The sequence below is a fragment of the Streptomyces hoynatensis genome (genome assembly GCF_003626535.1).
GTDB classification, from domain to species: Bacteria; Actinomycetota; Actinomycetes; order Streptomycetales; family Streptomycetaceae; genus Streptomyces; species Streptomyces hoynatensis.
Genome location: NZ_RBAL01000001.1, coordinates 480,569 through 498,215 on the forward strand (window position 1 = coordinate 480,569; position 17,647 = coordinate 498,215).

Annotated in this window: 13 protein-coding genes; 4 read left to right on the top strand and 9 right to left on the bottom strand. The window is 75.9% G+C overall.

Features of this window, described 5'->3' with window-relative positions; translation table 11 throughout:
* Window positions 1–181: 181 nt before the first annotated feature.
* Both D7294_RS02155 and D7294_RS02160 read left to right on the top strand, forming a co-directional pair.
* A complete protein-coding gene (locus tag D7294_RS02155) occupies window positions 182–1,462 on the top strand; it encodes an AAA family ATPase (RefSeq protein WP_120674750.1) in 1,281 nt (426 codons plus the stop codon).
* Window positions 1,459–2,718 (top strand): vWA domain-containing protein, encoded by a 1,260-nt coding sequence (locus D7294_RS02160; RefSeq protein ID WP_120674752.1) that lies wholly within the window; start codon window positions 1,459–1,461, stop codon window positions 2,716–2,718. Before D7294_RS02155 ends, D7294_RS02160 begins: the two co-directional genes overlap by 4 nt.
* 81 nt (window positions 2,719–2,799) lie before the next feature.
* Here D7294_RS02160 and D7294_RS33595 read toward each other — a convergent pair whose 3' ends face one another.
* The 8 genes from D7294_RS33595 to D7294_RS02195 all read right to left on the bottom strand — a co-directional run bounded on the left by D7294_RS33595 (window position 2,800) and on the right by D7294_RS02195 (window position 11,907).
* Window positions 2,800–2,934 carry a hypothetical protein gene (locus tag D7294_RS33595; protein ID WP_277751061.1) on the bottom strand — a complete coding sequence of 45 codons (135 nt, stop codon included), beginning with the start codon at window positions 2,932–2,934 and terminating at the stop codon, window positions 2,800–2,802.
* Window positions 2,935–2,950: 16 nt separating this feature from the next.
* Entirely contained in the window at window positions 2,951–4,015 is a 1,065-nt protein-coding gene (locus tag D7294_RS02165) for a saccharopine dehydrogenase family protein (RefSeq protein ID WP_120674754.1), read from the bottom strand.
* 165 nt (window positions 4,016–4,180) lie between these two features.
* Window positions 4,181–5,623, bottom strand: coding sequence for an MFS transporter (locus tag D7294_RS02170; RefSeq protein WP_120674756.1), 1,443 nt, complete (start codon window positions 5,621–5,623; stop codon window positions 4,181–4,183).
* Window positions 5,620–6,966 carry a hypothetical protein gene (locus D7294_RS02175; RefSeq protein WP_120674758.1) on the bottom strand — a complete coding sequence of 449 codons (1,347 nt, stop codon included), beginning with the start codon at window positions 6,964–6,966 and terminating at the stop codon, window positions 5,620–5,622. The genes D7294_RS02170 and D7294_RS02175 overlap by 4 nt, the downstream gene beginning before the upstream one ends.
* Window positions 6,967–7,128: 162 nt before the next feature.
* A complete protein-coding gene (locus D7294_RS02180) occupies window positions 7,129–7,986 on the bottom strand; it encodes an alpha/beta fold hydrolase (RefSeq protein WP_158674546.1) in 858 nt (285 codons plus the stop codon).
* A gap of 12 nt (window positions 7,987–7,998) precedes the next feature.
* Window positions 7,999–9,231: a cytochrome P450 gene (locus D7294_RS02185; RefSeq protein ID WP_120674762.1), complete on the bottom strand. Its 1,233-nt coding sequence runs from the start codon at window positions 9,229–9,231 to the stop codon at window positions 7,999–8,001.
* Window positions 9,232–9,542: 311 nt separating this feature from the next.
* The gene (locus D7294_RS02190) at window positions 9,543–10,664 is read right to left on the bottom strand and encodes an alpha-hydroxy acid oxidase (RefSeq protein WP_120674764.1); all 1,122 of its coding nucleotides are present in this window, start codon (window positions 10,662–10,664) and stop codon (window positions 9,543–9,545) included.
* Between the two features lie 472 nt (window positions 10,665–11,136).
* The gene (locus D7294_RS02195) at window positions 11,137–11,907 is read right to left on the bottom strand and encodes a TauD/TfdA family dioxygenase (protein ID WP_158674547.1); all 771 of its coding nucleotides are present in this window, start codon (window positions 11,905–11,907) and stop codon (window positions 11,137–11,139) included.
* 1,515 nt (window positions 11,908–13,422) lie between these two features.
* Between D7294_RS02195 and D7294_RS02200 the strand changes: the two genes are divergently transcribed.
* Both D7294_RS02200 and D7294_RS02205 read left to right on the top strand, forming a co-directional pair.
* Window positions 13,423–14,220, top strand: a complete 798-nt coding sequence (locus tag D7294_RS02200; protein ID WP_120674768.1) for an AfsR/SARP family transcriptional regulator — start codon at window positions 13,423–13,425, stop codon at window positions 14,218–14,220.
* A 5-nt stretch (window positions 14,221–14,225) separates the two neighbouring features.
* Window positions 14,226–15,803, top strand: a complete 1,578-nt coding sequence (locus D7294_RS02205; protein WP_120674770.1) for an FAD-binding oxidoreductase — start codon at window positions 14,226–14,228, stop codon at window positions 15,801–15,803.
* An 86-nt stretch (window positions 15,804–15,889) separates the two neighbouring features.
* Here D7294_RS02205 and D7294_RS02210 read toward each other — a convergent pair whose 3' ends face one another.
* Window positions 15,890–17,644 carry a beta-ketoacyl synthase N-terminal-like domain-containing protein gene (locus D7294_RS02210; protein WP_241562039.1) on the bottom strand — a complete coding sequence of 585 codons (1,755 nt, stop codon included), beginning with the start codon at window positions 17,642–17,644 and terminating at the stop codon, window positions 15,890–15,892.
* Between the last annotated feature and the right edge of the window lie 3 nt (window positions 17,645–17,647).

Consider the following 17,647-nt stretch of genomic DNA (forward strand, 5'->3'; position numbering starts at 1 on the left):
GCGCCCCGGTTCCCCGCGCACGCCCAGCACAGCCAGGACATCCAGCTCGGCCCAGCACGGCCCGGCCCAGTACGACCCACCACGTTCCGCACAGCCCGGTACGGCCAGCACGGCCCAGCACGTCCAAGTCGTCCTGCACGACCCACCACGCCTGCCACCTACACCCATGAGGTCATCACACATGCCTGTAGACACCCAGCCGCCCGCCACCGACGGCCCCGCGCCCGCCGCCGACGGCCCCGCGCCCGCTGCCGCACTCGACGTCGCCGGCGAGTTGCTGGCCCTGCTGCGCGAGTCGCGGACGGAGCCGCGGCCCGACACCCAGCTGGCGGCCCTGGCCCTGGCCGTCGCCGCCGACCTGCCCGTTCTGCTGTGGGGCGAGCCGGGGATCGGCAAGACCGCGGCCCTGACCCAGCTCGCCGCGGCGCTCGACCTGCCGCTGACCACGGTGATCGCCAGCGTTCACGAGCCCTCCGACTTCTCGGGCCTGCCCATCGTCGGGGACGATCCCGCCGAACGGGGCGTCCCGATGGCCCCGCCCGACTGGGCGGTCCGCCTCGCCCGGGCCGGCCGGGGGCTGCTCTTCCTCGACGAGCTGTCCACCGCGCCCCCGGCCGTGCAGGCCGCCCTGCTCCGCCTCGTGCTCGAACGGCGGGTCGGCGCCCTGCGGTTGCCGCCGGGCATCCGGATCGTCGCCGCCGCCAACCCGCGGGCCTCCGCGGCCGACGGCTGGGAGCTGAGCCCGCCGCTGGCCAACCGGTTCGTGCACCTGACGTGGACCCACGACAACGAGGTGGTGGTCCGCGGCCTCGGCGGGACCTGGCCGGTGGCGACCCTGCCGCGCCTGGAGCGTCAACGGCTGCCGCAGGCCGTGGACTTCGCGCGCCGCGCGGTGTGCGGCTTCCTCGCCGCCCGCCCCGGACTCGTGCACCGGCTGCCCGGCAACGAGGCCCGCAGGGGCGGCCCCTGGCCCTCGCCGCGCAGCTGGGAGATGACGCTGCGCCTCCTCGCCTTCGCGACCGCGGCCGACACCTCGCGCGAGGTGCTTTCCCTGCTGGTCAGAGGCGCCGTCGGGGATGGGCCAGGGCTGGAGCTGCTGGCCGCGCTCGACCGGATGGACCTCCCCGACCCCGAGGTGCTGCTGGCCGATCCGGCGGGGGCCCAGCTGCCGGAACGCGGGGATCTGCGGCAGGCCGTGCTGGACGCCGTGGTGGCGGCGGTCCGCAGGCGCCCCGACAGGTCCCGTTGGGACGCGGCCTGGGCGCTGCTGGTGCGGGCGGTGGAGACGGGGGCCCCCGACCTGGTGGTGGTGCCCGCCACCACGCTGGCCTCGCTGCGCCGCGAGGACTGGGACGTGCCGGCCTCCATCGAGCGGCTGGCCGGGGTGGTGTCCCTGTCCCGGCGGGCGGACCGCGCGGCGGCCCGGGCCGCCGCGCGGTCCGCGGGGGTGGCCGGACGATGAGCGGCGGGGCGCCGGGGGCGCTCGACCTGGACAAGCTGTTCACCGCCCGGCTGCACGCCGCCCGGGTCCGGCCCTACCTGGCGACGGCGCTGTTCGCCCTGCACGTCGTGGAGTCGCGGCGGGTGCCGACGATGGCCGTGGACCGGCACTGGCGCTGCTACGTGTCCCCGGCCTTCGTGGACCGCATGCCGGTGGAGGAACTGGCCGGGGTGTGGGTGCACGAGGTCGCGCACCTGCTGCGCGACCACCACGGCCGCAGCGACCGGTACGCGCGCCGGCACGGGCTGAGCGGCCCGGCGGAACGGCTGCGCATGAACATCGCCGCCGACTGCGAAATCAACGACGACGTGTACGGCGAGGGGCTCCTCCGGCCGGAGGACGCGGTGCGGCCACAGGCCCTGGCGTTGCGCGAGGGCGAGCTGATGGAGGACTACCTGCGCCAGTTCCGGCTCGGGCCGCTCACCCAGGCCATGGCCTGGCTGGACTGCGGCAGCGGCGCCGACGGCCTGGAACGGGAGTGGGACCTGGGGCCCGAGGGGGCGCACGGGCTCACCGCGCAGGAACGGGACGCGGTGCGTTTCCGGGTCGCGCAGGGCATCACCGGCCGACCGGGGACCGTGCCCGCGGGCTGGCGGCGGTGGGCGGAAGAGGCGTTCCAGCCGCCGCAGCGCTGGCGGGAGTTGCTGGGCGCGGCGGTCCGCGCGGCCGTCTCGGGTTCCGGCGCGGGTGAGGACTACAGCCACGGGCGGCCCGCGCGGCGCGCGGCCGGGGTGCCGGGCGCCGTGCTGCCGAGTCTGCGGCGCAGGCCGCCCCGGGTCTCCGTCGTCATCGACACCTCGCGGTCGGTGAGCGACGCCGAGCTGGGCAGCGCGCTGCGCGAGGTGGCCGCCCTCTCCCGCGACCTGGGCGGCCGCCGGGACCTGGTCAGCGTGCTGCCCTGCGACGCCGCGGCGCGGGTCGTGCATCCGCTGTGCCGCGCCGAGGGGATACCGCTGGTGGGCGGCGGGGGAACGGACCTGCGCGCGGGATTCGAGCGGGCGCTGCGGGCGCGGCCCGGTCCCGACGTCATCGTGGCCCTGACCGACGGGCAGACCCCGTGGCCGTCCGCCCGGCCGTCCTGCCGCACGGTGGTGGGCCTGTTCGCCCGGGAGCGCCGGGCCGGCAGCTGGCACGAGGACCATCCGTACGCCGTGGCGGGCGCCCCACCCGAGTGGGCCCGGGTGGTCACCATCGGCGCGGGCGGCGGGGCCCGGTGAGACGGGTGGGGGCGGGGACACCCCCACCCCCCACCGGCCGCGGGAGCCGGGGCGGTTCCCGCGGGGAGGGCCGACCGGCCGTCACGCCGGTGCGGCCGCCGCGGTGAGCGCGGCGAACCGGCGCCGCCCGGGCGTGGCGGCGGGCACGTTCACGCCGGCGGCGGGCAGGTTCACGCCGGCGGCGGGCTCGCTTACGCCGACGGCCGGCACGCTCATGCCGGCGCCAGGACGCTCACGCCGGGGTCAGGACGCTCCAGCGGACGCCGTGCGGCTCCAGGGCCGTGAGGAAGTCCGCGGGGTCGAAGGCCTGGGCGGGGGCCAGCACGCCGGGCGGCACCTCGCCGGTCACCAGCCGAAGGGCCCCTTCCACGGCGATGACCGCGGTCAGTCCGTACCCGTCGGTGCCCGTCACCGAGCCCTGCGCGCGCCGCCCGTCCGCGGCGGTCGCGTAGGCGGCCATGAGCCAGCGGGCCGCCGCCCGCGTCCCGGCGTCCGGCCCCTCGGGCAGGGCGGCGACGACCTCCTCGGTCAGGGCGCCGAACAGCGGGGCGACCTCTGCCCGCATCACGGCCTCCACCCGCCGTGCCCGGACGTGGCGCGGCACGGTGACGATGCCGGGCAGGGCGAACGCCGTCACCTTCAGCTCGCCCGCCTCCGGCTCGGCCCCGGCCCCGGGCGCCGGAACGGTCTCCGTCCGCGCCACCGTGCCCGCGCGCCAGGCGCCGTCCGCCCAGTGCAGGCCGCCGTCCCCGCCCCACAGGCGCCGGTTGGCCAGCGCCGTGCGCGCCGTCCCCCGCGAGACCCCGCCGGGCCGCCGCAGGTCGGCGACGGTCAGCACCGCCAGGTCCGCGCCGGGGCCCAGCGCCTCGGCGGTGAGGTGCGCGATCAGGTCCCCCGGCCCGCCGTCGTCGGCAAGCGCCGGGACGACCGTGACCCCGCGGCGGCGGGCCGGCTCCCCGAAGGTGTCGAACACCCGCTTCAGGTAGGTCTGTTCGCCGGTGGTGTCGACATAGTGACATCCGACCGAGACGGCCGCCCGCAGCACCGGCTCGCCGAACTCCTCGAACGGCGCGACGCAGTTGATCACCGCGGCGCAGCCGTCGAACGCCGCCGCAAGCGCCGCCGGGTCCCCGGCCCCGGCCACCCGCACCTCCGCGCCGGGACGGCCACCCGCCGCCTGCCGCAGCCGTTCCCCGTCACGCCCGGCCGCCACCAGGGGCACGCCCCGGCGCAGCAACTCGGCGACCACCAGCCGCCCCGTGAACCCACTCGCCCCATACACCGCGATCTTGTCCATGGCGCTCACGCTAGGGACCGGGCGCGGGACGCTGAATGCCCGAGCGTCCCGCTTCCCTGTCCCCTCGTCTCCTCGTTCTCCGCCCCTTTGCCCCTCCGTGTCCTGAGGGCAGGGCCGGGGGAGGCGGTGATCGATGCGGGGACCATGGCGGCGCCACGCCGCGGGTCAGGTGGCCTTCGGGGCGTGGCGCAGGAAGGGGGCGGCGGCCAGGGTGCCGAGCAGCATCAGCGCGCCCGCCGCGGTGATCGCGTGCCCGGGGGTTCCGGTGCCGGCCAGGACGCCGCCCAGGAGCGCGCCCAACGGGACGGAGCCGAGGCTGAGCAGGCGGTAGATCGCGGTGGTGCGGCCGGCGTACCGCGCGGGCGTGATCGACTGCCGGAACGACCTGGCCACCACCGAGAACAGGACCCCGCAGCACGCGGCCACCGCCTGCGCCGCGAACACGGCCGCGAAGTCCCGCGCCACGCCGAGGGCGAGCGTGCACAGGGAGGCGAGCGAGGAGGTCGTGACCATCAGCACGCTCCGTGGCGCCACCCGGGAGACCGCCCCGGCCACCGCCGCGCCCAGCACGCCGCCGATGCCGCCGGCGGTCAGGAGCAGGCCGTAGGCCGCGCCGCCCAGGTGCAGTTCCTCCAGCGCGAAGAGCACGAAGACCGCGGAGACCATGCCGTTCCCGGCGTTCATCACGCTCGTCCACAGCGCCTGGGCCAGCAGCGGCCGGCTGCGCACCACGACGGCCAGCCCCCGTCCGGCCTCGCCCGCGATGCCGGAGAGGATGCCCCGCCGGCTCCCGCCGCCCGCCGTGCCCTCCGCCCCACCCTCCGCGGTGCCGCCCGCCGTGCCCTCCGCCCCGCCCTCCACGGTGCCGCCCGCGTGTGCCGTGGCCGGGCCGGCGGCCGTTTCGGTGGCCGTGCCGGTGCCGGGGGGCGTCGCGCCGGCCGTGGCCGCGGGCTGCGGGGCGGGCTCCGGGGTGCCGCGGTCCGCGCCGCCCGCCCCGGCCCGGGTCCGCCCGCCGAGGAGCAGCGAGGAGAGGGCGTAGGTCAGGCTCGCGCCGACGAAGGCAGGCCACCGGCCGAGGCCGAACAGCCAGCCGCCGGCCGGCGGCCCGAGGAACTCCTCGCCCAGCATCTGCCCCGCCACCACCCGGGCGTTGGTGTGCTCCAGCCGCTCGTCGGCGATCAGCAGTTGCACGGCGACCTGGGCGGCGACGTCGCCGAACGCCTCCACCGAGGCCAGCAGCGCGGCCAGCACGTACACGGCGGCCAGCGCCGGACGGCCGGAGGCCGCGGGCCCGAGGGAGGCCACCGCGCCCGCGAGGAGCAGCATGAGGGCCACCCGCAGCCGCTGGCACACCACGAGCGTCCGGTAGGCGTCCACCCGGTCGAGGACCACCCCGGCAGGCAGGGCGAGCAGCAGGGCGGGCACGCGCTGGGCCACGGTCAGGCCGGCGACCTGCAGCGGGTCCCGGGTGAGTGCGGCGACCGCCAGCGGCAGGGCGGCCAGCCGCAGGCCGTCGCCCACACTGGCGCTGCCCGCCGAGAGCCAGATCCTGGCCTCGGGCGAGAGCCGCGGGCGCCGGCCCGCGCGGGCGCCGGGGCCGCCCGTCACCCGAGGCTTCCCGGCGCCTGCCACCACACCGGGGAGGGCGCGTACCCGCTGCGCGGGTTGATGTTCACGGTGCCGCCCGGGTGCACCGCGTAACGCCGCAGCACCGCCGTGGGCCGCGAGTCGAGGACGAACACGCCGTCCACGCTCCTGGTGGTCACCGAGGTGACCACGCCGTCCGCGTCGGAGAACCGGACCGGTGAGGTGTCGGGCTCGTGGACCTCCTGCACCACCGCCAGCGCCTGCTCGGAGCCGGCGGCGAGTGCGGCCTTGAGCGCGGCGGCCCACTCCTCCTCCCCGACCTCCGCGCCCACGGTGATGCCGAGACCCGCGTGCCCGCGTACCGGCTTGATCAGCAGCCGCCTCCGGTGCGCCAGGGCGAAGTCAGGCAGGGAGATCCGCTCCCCGAAGTACGTGGTGCCGCCCGGCTCGACCACCCGCGTCCAGGGCACGTGCGCGCGCAGCCGGCCGGCCAGATCCGGCGGCAGCTCGGCCAGCAGCGCGTCGTCGGACAGCAGGGCCAGCGAGAGCTTGGAGGCGAGGATCTCGCCGCAGTAGCCGGTGACCACCCGGACAAGGCCCTCGCGTGCCCGGTCGAACACCGTGCGCAGCAACCGGAGTTCGTCCTCGCGGCCCTCGTCGGGCGACTCGAAGTACCGGTAGACCACGGTGACCGGGTCGCCGTGGTGGTGCAGTCCGCGGCGGTCGATGTCCAGGTCTTCCAGGGGGCAGTGGAAGGCGTCGATCCCGTGCTCGTTGAGGGCCTTGACGAAGGAGCCGTAGGACCAGGCGGGCGGGGCGTCGAGGATCTCGTGCCGCCAGTAGCACACGGCGACCCGGTCCACGCCCGGGGTCAGCGGCAGCGTCTCGATCAGCGCCCGCATCGCCCGGGGCGGTTCGGCCTCCACGTGGATGCCCAGCTCGGCCAGCAGGTCGGCCTGGGTGGCGGCCAGCGCGTCGTGCAGGCTGAAGAGGCCGGCCGGCGAGTCGCCGTTGATCTCCACCACGACCGGCCTGCCGCCGCTGGTCACCACGTCGGGGCGCGCGATGGTCGACCAGTCCTGCCAGGGCTGGAGGGCGACGAGGTCGTACTCGCTCGGCGCGGCCCGGCACAGCCGGGACATCTCCCGGAGGTCGCCGCCGCAGATGCGGTCGCGGAGGGCGTTCAGCCCCTCCATCGCGGCGCTGGTCGCCGCGCCCAGCCGGTCCAGCGTTTCGGCCGGCTCCAGCGGCGGGGTGATCACGAACCGTTCGCGGATCTTGGCGGGCGCGGAGGGGCCGAGCCGGTCCAGCGCGCGCAGCACCTGCTCGGGCGTGGGGGACATGCGCAGTGACAGTGCGGTCATCGGCCAATCCTTCGGTGCGGAAGGGGCGGGGGAGGGGAGGGGGTTCGGCGGGCGGGGACGAGGGCGGTCGGCGGAAACGGGGGCGTGGGCGGTCGGCGAAGCGGGGCGTCGGCGGGGCGGGGCGTGGTCGGACGTGGGCGGGGCGGGGCGTGGGGCGCCGGGTCACCCGGGGTGGGCGGGCAGGCCCAGGGAACGCGCGAAGGCACGCAGCAGCCCATCCGCCTCCTCGGGCCGGTCCCACAGGACCTGGTGGCTGGCCCCCTCGACCAGGTGGAAGGTCACCGCGGCGCCGGAGTGCCGGCCGATCTCGGCGGCCACCCCGGGCGGGGTCAGCGGGTCCCTGGCTCCGGCCAGCACCAGGATCGGCTCGCGGACGGCGGCCAGGTCGGCGCGCAGGTCCAGGTCGTCGAAGGTGGCCATGAAGTGCGCGTTGACCTCCGGGGTTTCGACCCGTTCCCGCACGATGCGGCCCAGCGCCTCGTCGGGCGGGCGCAGCCGGGAGAACGGCGCGCAGACCCGCGCCCACTCCGCCTCGTTCCGCGGCGAGGGGTCGGACAGCACGCGCGCCATGACGCGGGCCGGCTCCTCGCCGCCGAGGTCGCGATAGCGCGCGACGATCTCCCCGGGGGTGGCCCGCCGCGGCGAGGAGCCGACGACGACGCCGCCGCGCACCACGCCGGGATGGTCGGCCAGGAAGCGCTGGACCACGAACCCGCCGAACGAGGTGCCCAGCAGGATGACGTCCTCCAGGCCGAGGGCGTCGACGAACTCCCGGACGTCCTCGGCCCACCGGGTCAGCGTCCAGTGGGCGGGGGTGGAGCGGCTGCTGCGGCCGTGGCCGCGCTGGTCGGGGACGATCACGGTGGCCCACTCCTGCTGCGGGGCGAGGAAGTGGCGCAACTGCCCGCCGTCGATGCCGGGACCGCCGTGCAGGCCCAGGAGGACGGGGCGGGGTTGCTCCCACGGCCGCCGGGTGGCGGCGGTGAAGTGGATGTCGGCATCGGCGAGTCTGACGCGCACGATCCGCCCCCTTCAGGCCCGGGACAGCCGGTCGGCGAACCCCAGCCGCAGGTCGGCGGGGAAGAGCGTGCTCGTCGTCGAGACCGAGCGGGGGAAGGAGCCGGTCAGCCGGGTGCCCTCGCGGGTGACCTGGCGCACCAGTTCCGTGAGGCGCCGCAGCGCCGGCTCGGCCGCCACGCAGCGCCTGGCCCCGGCCCCGAAGGGGAAGTACTCCGCGAAGCCCGGCTGCCCGCCCGCCCAGCGTTCGGGGCGGAACTCCCCGGGATCGGGGAAGACGTTCGGGTCGCGGTGGCTGACGTAGGGGGAGATGACCAGCTCGTCGCCGGCCCGCAGCCGCCAGCCGGCCCAGACGCCGTCCCTGGCCACGGTCCGGCTGATCAGCCAGGTCGGCGGGTAGAGGCGGAGCGCCTCGTTGACCACCCAGGCCGTCGCGCCGGCATCGCCGCGCACCCGGTCCTGCCAGTCCGGGTGCGCCGCCAGCAGGGCGAGCACCCAGGAACCCGCCGCGGCCGGCACCAGCGTGCCGGCCAGCAGCAGGGCCACCGCCAGGTTCGCGATCGTGGCCCGGTCGAGTCCCGCCCCGGCGAGTTCGCCGAGGACGCCCCGGGGGCCGGACTCCGGCGCCGCGGCCATCATGGCCTCCAGCCGGCGCAGCAGCGCGTCGTCGAGGCGGCGCGCCCGCCGGTGCCGCCGGGACAGCAGCGCCAGCGGCCCGGGCAGCCGGGTGCCCTTGTCGACGACCGCCACCAGGCTGGGCAGCAACGCCCGGGTGCCGGCCTCAAGACCGGCGTCGGACCGCCCGGCCACCAGGCGGACCGAGGCGCGCAGGTTCAGCCGGGTCAGGTCCTCGACCACGCCGGTGGCCTCCCCTGCCGCCGCCCAGCCGCGGACCTGCTCGCGTAACTCGGCCTCCTCCGCGGGGTCGCCGCCTTCGGCCGCGGTGCGGCGCAGCGAGGTGGCCGCCCGGCGGCGGGCGTTCATCCACGCTTCGAGCGCGGCCTCGCCCCGGCCGGCGTCGACGGGTTCGAGCCGGCGGTTGAGGGGCAGCAGAAAGTCGGTGTTCGTCGCCCGGAACACCGTCTCGATCAGCGCGGGATCGGACACGAAGACCAGGTTGGCGGTCATCCGCACCACGGGCCCCGTGGCCGGCAGGGCGCTCAGGAAGCCCACGCGGTCGGCGTTGTAGGCCCGGGTGAACGCGTGCCAGCCGTAGCCGGCGTCGATCGGCGTCCGTTCGGCGTTCATCGGCTCTCTCCTTCGCCCGTCGACCACCTGTCGCCCGGCTGTCGCGCAGCTGTCGACCACCTGCCGCCCGGCTGTGGCGTACCTGCCGCCCGGCTGTGTCCCCGCGTCCCCGCGTCCCCGCGTCCGGGCGTGCCCTTGTCCCTGTGCTCCCGTGTCCCGGCCGCCGCCGCGTCCCCGGGCGGCGGCCGGGAGCAGGCGGGGCCGCCGCGTGGCGGCCCCGCCTTCCTCGTGCACTTCTCAGTGCCAGGGGTACCGTCCCGGCATCGACTTGCGCGTCAGGCGCGAGAAGAACTTCATGTGGTCCACCTCCTTCACGTTGGCATGGGTGGTGCCGCCCACCTGCCGGCTTCGGCCGGCAGGAGGTCCTCGGCGCGGCCTTGCGACCGCAGCAGGCCGGGGGTGAGGGCCGCCAGGTCGGGCACCCCCAGCAGGGCAAGCATCTGTTCCAGTTCGCCGCGAAGCGCCGCCAGCAGGCCGAGCACGGCGTCCTCGCCGCCGGCCGCGAGCGCCCACAGCACGGGCCGTCCGATCAGCACCATCGAGGCGCCCAGGGCCAGGGCGGCGGCGGCGTCCACCCCGCTGCGTATCCCGCCGTCCACCAGCACCGGCGCCCGGCCGCCGACCGCGGCCGCCACGGCGGGCAGCGCCTCGGCCGTGGACACCGCCCGGCCGCACTGGCGGCCCCCGTGGTTGGAGACGATCACCCCGGCCGCGCCCGCGTCCAGGACGCGCAGCGCGTCGTCGGGCCGCAGCACGCCCTTGACCAGCACCGGCAGCCCACAGGCGGCGCGCAGCCTGCGGATGTACGCGACGGTGGCGGCCGGGCTCTCCTCCAGGGGCGGGAAGTCCCGCTGGTCCGCGCCGGGGCCCGCCGGCACGTTCGAGAAGAACTGCTCGTCCGGCACCCGGATGCGGCGGCCGGCCACCCGGTACTTCGGCCCGACGACGGGGGTGTCACCGGTCAGCACCACCGCCGTCGCCCCCAGGTCGCGGGCCTGGGCCACGAGGTCGAGCGCCGGTCCCGGGTCGCGCATGGCGAAGGTCTGGTACCACCAGTCGCCCGCGCCGGCCTCCGCTATCCGGGCCAGCGGCAGGGAGCTGCGCACGGAGGCGATGAACAGCGACCCGTCCTTGCCGAACGCCGCCCGGGACGCCGCCTCGCCCCGCGGGTGCGCCAGCGCGTGGAAGGCGGAAGGTGCGGCCGCGATCGGCGAGGCGAACGTCGAACCCAGCAGGCGCACCGAGGTGTCGACGCGCCTGACGTCCCGTAACGCGTGCGGCAGGAACCGGTACCGCGCCCAGGCGCCGGCGGCCTCGCGGGCCGACTCCTCGCCGAACGAGCCGGACTCGATGTAGGCGAAGACCTCCGCGGGCAGAGTCTCCCTGGCCCGGCGCAACTGATCGGACACAACCGGATTTCCGGTGCCGTTCATGGGGCCGCCTCCGTGAACCGCGCCCGTTCCCGGGCGAGTGCCGCCTGTTCCCGGCGAATGTCGCCTGTTGCCCGGCGCATGCCGGTCGTTCCTCCTTCTCTTCGCCGAACCGCCTGTCTTCGCCGAACCGCCTGGCTTTGCGGAACCGCCTGGCTTTGCGGAACGCTGCCCGTCCGCCCCCCGTCCGCCGCGCGCCGTGGCGCGGACCCGGGCGAAGGAGCCGCGGCCGCCGGTGGGGAGCGGCGCCGTGTCGGCAGGCCGCTCCGCTCCGGGCCCGGCCGGCCTCGCCGTTCCGCGTCCGGCGCGGGCCGGCCCGGGAGCGGCCCGGCGAACCGGGCGTGGATTGCGGGCGCAGGCGCAGGCGCAGGCGCAGGCGCGGGCGCCGGGCCGGCCCCGGCGCACGCATGCGGGAGCGTCCGGCCCGGGCCTCATGCGCGGGCCGCGGAATGCCTCCGGAAACCGGTGCGGGAGGTCACCGTTCGCCCGCGGAAATCCAATAGCGGGTCAGATGGCGGCGGCCGTCGGCATAGGGGGTTCGGGCGTGCGCCATGCGCTGGTTGTCCCATACCAGCACGGCATTCTCGGGAATGCGGATTTTCTCGGCCGATTGCCGGAAGTACTCGTGCACCCGATGGGCGAGGTCGCGTCCGAACCGGCCCCAGGGCAGCCGTTCCTCGGGTACCTCGCCGTCCAGTGGCGGGTCGTAGTCGCCGCTGGTGAGCAAGTTGTAGCTGAAGCGGAGAATTTCCCCGCCGGATTCGGTGCGGGCGAGAATGGGGGCGAGGGTGCCGGCGCTGCCGGTGCCGCTGGTATTGGTGCCGCTCCACTGAATGTCCCGGGAGCGCAGCCTTTCGACCAGGGACGGGTCGAGGTTCGTCACATACCGCTTGACGTCGGCCAGGCAGGTCTCCCCGCCGGCGCCGCGCGCCTGGGTGTGGCACCACAGCGCCAGGTAGCTCGGTGGGGGCTGCCAGCCGGGGGCCTCGGTGTGGGCCCGGATCTCGTTCTGGCTCTTCGAGTAGGCGCGTCCCTCGAAGCCGGGCTCGGCCCGCACCTCGTAGGCCAGGCTGCCGTCGTACTGGGGAATCGCGTGGCCGAAGGCTGCGATTACCGAGTCGAGATCCTCCTGGTCCTCGACTCCCTCGATCACGGTGAATCCGGTCTTACGGACCTCGTCGACCGCGGCGCCGCGGTCATTGCGTAACCGCTCTGTGATGCCGGTGTGCGTCATCCCGGTGGTCATTCCACTTTGTTCCCGCATGGGAGCCCTTCGGCGCAGTGATAATGCCGTGATATCGCAAATTCATCGTCGTCCGGCGTTCGCGGCGTGTCAACCCCCGGGTCACGCGCCCGGGATTTTTCCCGAATGCCCGGCTTCCCGTTGCCTGATTCGCGTTGCTTTCGTTTATGGTTTCCCTTCACGTCATGGATCGCGGCTGTTGTTGTACTTCGCGGGTCCGGACGGAGCTGCGCCCGTGAATCCCGATGCCTCTCGTGAATCCCGTGAGCCTCGTGAGCCCCGTGAATGCTGCGCGTGCCGTGCGTTTTCGTGTCTCGTGCGGCCGTGGGGGCGGTGGGTGCGGGTGATTCGGCGGCGGGGGGAAGGGGCTCGTGCCGTGGCCGGGGCCCGGAGGGGAGCGAAGCCGCCGCGCTGCCCCCGCCCGCCGCACCCGCCCCCGGCCCGTGGTGGGGCTGAGGGCGTGGGTTTGGTGACCGTTTTCCGGGTGGGGTGCCGGGCGGCGGGGCGGGGCGGCCGGGGGCCCGGGATTCGAGTGATTCCCCGAGCGCCGTCGGCCCGTGGCCGTGCTCTACTGGTCGCGCTCGCCCCGCCGTGCCCGCCGCGTCACGCCCGCCCCGCCTGCCCCGCGACGCCCGTCTCTCCCTCCCCACCGGTCCGCCGGGCGACCGGCGTTGACCGTTCTCTTACGGGAGTGACCGAATTTAGGTCGAAGGGGGCGTCGTGATGACGGATCAATGGCCCCGCGGTGGACAAACCCTTCACTCTGGAAAAGACATCACCGCTCGGGCCGGCGGCCCGGCGGGAGAGGGGCGCAGGCGAACAACCTCCGTGTGACCGGGTCGCGGAAGGAGGAAACGGGGGAGAACGGCCCGCAGGGACCGGGTGCGGGCCGCGAAGAGGCAGGGACGTCGGATCGGGTGGCGGCGTGTGCCACCGCGGACGGGCCAGGGGCGCCGTTCGCTCCTGCCTTTCCAGGTCCCGGGGGTCGGCCTGCGCGGTTGCGGCCGGCGAGCAGCGTCCACGAACCCCCCGCGGGGAGGTGTTCGGGGCATGCGGGAGGCGCGACGCGGCGTGGTGAGCGCCGTGACGCGCGCCGTGGGGCGCGTGCCGGCGGCCGGATACCGGCGCACCCGCGCCGGCGAGGTCCGCGCGATGGCGGGCGGACGATTCGCCGCCGGGACGGGACGGTTCCGGGAGGAAACGGTTCGGTGAGCGCCGCCGCCCGCGCGGAGCCGTCCGGGGCCGCCCGGACCTGCCCCGGGCCGGCGGCCCCGCCCGGCCGCGGGCGGCGCCCCTCGTCCCCGGCCCGCCGGCGGCCCTCGGCGGTCCGCCCCGGCGCAGCCCCTGCCCGCCGCGCCGCGGCGGGCACGCGAAACGACCATTCACCCTTCGACGAAGCACGGCGTCGCATGCGCACCGCGGCCACCCGTTGGCGTCCGCGCGCCCTCGCCGTTTCCCAGCCCATGCGCCCGCCCACGCGGGGCGCCTGAACGGCAGACAACCGAAAGGCGATTGGCAATGACTCGGTCTGTGCACCTCGACGTGCAAAAACCCCGCCCCACCCCCGCCCAGGGGGACCGGCTCGGCTCCCACCAGCCGATGCGGCTGTGCCTGCTCGACGGCTTCAGCATCGACGCCTGGGCCCCCTACCCCTCGCCCGCAAGCCCCTGGCGCATCGTCGCCTACCTCGCCCTCCACGGCCCCACGGCCCGCCAGCGGCTGGCCGGCATCCTCTGGCCCGAGGCCACCCAGGAGAACGCCCAGGGCTCGCTGCGCAGCGGCCTGTGGCGGCTCCAGCTCAAGCGGCCCGGCATCATCGACGCCCAGCGCGGCACCCTCGCGCTGCCCAGGAACGTCACCACCGACGTGGGCGACCTGAGCCGGACGGCCCACGGGGTGCTGGAGACCGGCTCCTTCGGAAACGAGGACCTGGCGCGGCTGCTGCGCACCAACCTGCTGCTGCCCGAGTGGCAGGACGAGTGGATCACCCCCGAGCGGGAACGGCTGCGCCAGCTGCACCTGCACGCACTGGAGAGCCTCGCCGACCGCCTCGTCGACGCCGGCGAACTCGCCCTGGCCCACCAGGTCAGCCTGGCCGAACTCAGCGCCGACCCGCTGTGCGAGGCGCCGCACCGCCACCTCATCCGGCTGCACCTGCTGCAGGGCAACCTCGCCGCGGCCAGGCAGCAGTACCGCAGCTACGCCGAACTGCTCACGCGCGAACTCGGCGTCGCCCCGAACCCGTCCGTCCGCGCGCTGTTCGGCGCCGCGGGCAGCGACCACACCCAGTCCACACCCAGAGGGAAAGCCCGGTAACACGCATGGATGGCATACGAGGAACGCAGACCGCCGCCCCCGGACGCGGCACCTCCCCGGCCGGGGGCCGGGACCCGGGCGCGCAGGGGGACCAGGCGCCGACGGTGGGCCAGGAGGACCCGAGGTACTGGTATCTGAACACCAGGGGGCTCAACCGCAGGCTGAGCGGCGCCCCCGCCACGATCGCCCAGCCCTACAGCACGGAACAGCTGCGCCGGGCCGTCCAGGACGCCGTGACGGCCGGCCGGCGGATCGCCGTGCGCAGCGGCGGCCACTGCCTGGCGGCGCTGGTCGACAACCCCGAGGTGCAGGCGCTGATCGACGTCTCGCAGCTCAACGCGGTGGCCTACGACCCCGCGCACCGGGCGTTCTCGGTGGAGTCGGGGGCGATGCTCGGCGAGGTGTACAAGCGGCTCTACGGCCGCTACGGCGTCGTCGTTCCCGGCGGGACCTGCCCGACGGTCGGGATCGGCGGCTACGTCCTCGGCGGCGGCTTCGGCGCGATGTGCCGCAGGCACGGCCTGGTCGTGGACCACCTGTACGGCGTGGAGACCGTGGTGGTGGACGCCTCGGGGCAGGCGCGGACCGTGCTCGCCACCAGGGACCCCGAAGACCCCCACCACGACCTGTGGTGGGCGCACACCGGCGCGGGCGGCGGGAACTTCGGGGTGGTGGCGCGGTTCCTGTTCCGCTCGCCCGGGGCGGAGGGCGCCGATCCGGCCCGGCTGCTCCCGGCGCCGCCCGCGGCCTGCCGGATCGCCCAGGTGGACTGGTCCTGGGAGGAGGTGACCGAGCGGGACTTCGCCCGGCTGCTCGGCAACCACGGCCGCTGGCACGCCGAGAACAGCGGGGTGGACACCGAGCACGACACCCTCTACAGCAGCCTCACCCTCACGTCGAGGGCGGGCGGGCGGCTGTCCCTCGCGGCCCAGCTGGACGGCTCGCTGCCCGATGCCGAGGAGCGGATGCGGTCCTACCTGGCGGCGCTCACCGCGGGGATGCGCGCCGCCGGGAAGGTCACCGAACGCACCACGCCGTGGATGGCCGGCGTCCTCGCCTCCCTCTACGCGGCGCTCCCGGCCGGGGCGAACCGTTACACCGGCACCGGCGCCTACCTGCGCCGCCCCTTCACGCCCGAGCAGGTCGCCACCCTCTACCGCCACCTGTCCGACCCGGACTACGACGGGATCGGGACCGTGGACATCCTCTCCTGCGGCGGCCGGGTCAACGCCGTCGATCCGGCCGCCACCGTCTGCGCCCAGCGCGACTCGATCCTCAAGGTGTTCCTCGGCTGCGCCTGGGGCGACGCCGCCGCCGACGCGCGCCACGCCCGGTGGGTGCGGGAGTTCTACCGGGACCTGTACGCGCACACCGGCGGGGTGCCGGTGCCGGACGGCGCCACCGACGGCTCGTACATCAACTACCCGGACGCCGGCCTCGCCGACCCGGAGTGGAACACCTCGGGGGTGCCCTGGCACACGCTGTACTTCAAGGGCAACTACGCCAGGCTCCAGCAGGTCAAGCGGCGTTACGACCCGGGTGACCGCTTCCGGCACGCCCTGTCGGTGCGGCTGCCCGACTGAGCGGACCGCGCCCGCAGCGCACGGCGGCCGGCCTCGCAACCGAGGCCGGCCGCCGTGTGCCACCCGCAGGATTCCCCGCCCACCCGTCAGCGGGGGGCGGCGGGCCGCACCGCGTGGCGCCGCCGCTGCCAGGGGTAGTGCGGGAGGCCCAGGACCCGCCGCGGCAGCGTCACCTCGACGCCGGGGGCGCCCTCGAAGGGGACGACGTCGGGCGAGGCGGCGCCCTCGGCGAGCAGCCGCAGCGCCGCGCGGGCCCGGGCAGGACCCGGGGCCGCGACGTAGGCGCCGATCTTGTGCCGGGTGCGGCCCTGGGAGGCGGTGTAGGCGAAGGCCGGATAGTCGGCCTCGGGCAGATCGTCGAGGAACTCCCCGTAACGCGCCGCGAGTTGCCGCAACGCCTCGGGGGTGCGCGCGGTGAGGACGAAGCCGGTGGCGCCCTCGGGGCCGCCGGGCGCCTCCTGCCCGGGCGCCTCCTGCCCGGGCTCCGCGGCAGGCGGCGGGCCGACGATGACGTGGGCGTTGGTGCCGCTGAGCCCGAAGGAGCTGACCCCGGCGAACGCCCCGCTGCGCTCGGTCACCCACGGCTCGGCCCGCGTCGGCAGCACGATCGGCGCCCCGGCGAGGTCGATCCGCGGGTTCAGGGTGCGGAAGTTGACCAGCGGCGGCACCACCCGGTGCTTCACGCAGAGCACCGCCTTCAGCAGCCCCGCGATGCCGGCCGCCGCCTCCATGTGCCCGAGGTTCGACTTCACCGAGCCCAGGTACAGCGTGCGGTTCGCCGGGCGCCGGCCGAGGGAGGCCAGGACGGCCTCCATCTCGATCGGGTCGCCCAGGGCGGTGCCCGTGCCGTGCGCCTCCAGCAGCCCGATGTCCTCCGCGGTCAGCCCGGCGTCCGCCAGCGCCGCCTTGATGAGGGCGATCTGGGCGAGCACGCTGGGGGCGCTGATGCTGGTGGAGCGGCCGTCCTGGTTGACGGCCGAGCCCTGGATCACCGCGTGCACCCGGTCGTTGTCGCGCAGCGCGTCCCGGTACCGCTTCAGGACGACGATGCCGCTGCCCTCGGCCCTGGCGTAGCCGTTGGCCCGCGCGTCGAAGGACTTGCAGAGCCCGTCGGGGGCCAGCAGCCCGGAACGGGTCATCACCCGCATCATCCGGGCCGAGGCGATGACGTTGGCGCCGCCGGCGAGCGCGAGGTCGCACTCGCCGCGCAGCAGGGCCTGGCGGGCCAGGTGCACCGTCACCAGCGAGGAGGAGCAGGCGGTGTCCACGGTCATGGCCGGGCCGGTGAGGCCCAGGGTGTAGGCCAGGCGGCCGGCCGCGAAGGACATCGCGTTGCCCATCGCCCAGGAGAACTCCGGCTCCTCGGTCTGCCACTCCTTGTAGTCGAGGTGGGACAGGCCGACGTAGGCGCCCACGCGGGCGTCCTGGAGCCGCTCGGGGACCAGCGCGGCGTCCTCCAGGGCCTCCCAGGCGACTTCGAGGAGCAGCCGGTGCTGGGGGTCGAGGTTGCGGGCCTCGCGGGCGCTGATGCCGAAGAAGTCGGCGTCGAAGTCCATCACCTCGTCGAGGAAGCCGCCGCGGGCCGGCACCTCGGCCCACTCCTCCTCGAAGGGCGTCTTGCGGGCCTCGGGCAGCGGCCTGATGAGGTCGCGCCCGGCTTCGAGGGCCGCCCGGAACCCGGCCTCGTCCTCGATGCCGCCGGGGATGCGCATGCCGAGGCCGATGACGGCGATGGGCTCCTGGCCGCGCTGCGCGGCCAGTTCGGCCCGCAGCCGTTTGATGGTGTCGAGGGCGCGGCTCAGCGGGGTGGCCGTCCCTCCGGTCGTGCGGGTGTCTTGCACGGC

Bases quoted from the DNA above. Each gene is read 5' to 3' on its own strand.
- D7294_RS02155 (WP_120674750.1), top strand. From the start codon at position 182: ATGCCTGTAGACACCCAGCCGCCCGCCACCGACGGCCCCGCGCCCGCC.
- D7294_RS02160 (WP_120674752.1), top strand. From the start codon at position 1,459: ATGAGCGGCGGGGCGCCGGGGGCGCTCGACCTGGACAAGCTGTTCACC.
- D7294_RS33595 (WP_277751061.1), bottom strand. From the start codon at position 2,934: ATGAGCGTGCCGGCCGTCGGCGTAAGCGAGCCCGCCGCCGGCGTGAAC.
- D7294_RS02165 (WP_120674754.1), bottom strand. From the start codon at position 4,015: ATGGACAAGATCGCGGTGTATGGGGCGAGTGGGTTCACGGGGCGGCTG.
- D7294_RS02175 (WP_120674758.1), bottom strand. From the start codon at position 6,966: ATGACCGCACTGTCACTGCGCATGTCCCCCACGCCCGAGCAGGTGCTG.
- D7294_RS02185 (WP_120674762.1), bottom strand. From the start codon at position 9,231: ATGAACGCCGAACGGACGCCGATCGACGCCGGCTACGGCTGGCACGCG.
- D7294_RS02190 (WP_120674764.1), bottom strand. From the start codon at position 10,664: ATGAACGGCACCGGAAATCCGGTTGTGTCCGATCAGTTGCGCCGGGCC.
- D7294_RS02195 (WP_158674547.1), bottom strand. From the start codon at position 11,907: ATGACCACCGGGATGACGCACACCGGCATCACAGAGCGGTTACGCAAT.
- D7294_RS02200 (WP_120674768.1), top strand. From the start codon at position 13,423: ATGACTCGGTCTGTGCACCTCGACGTGCAAAAACCCCGCCCCACCCCC.
- D7294_RS02205 (WP_120674770.1), top strand. From the start codon at position 14,226: ATGGATGGCATACGAGGAACGCAGACCGCCGCCCCCGGACGCGGCACC.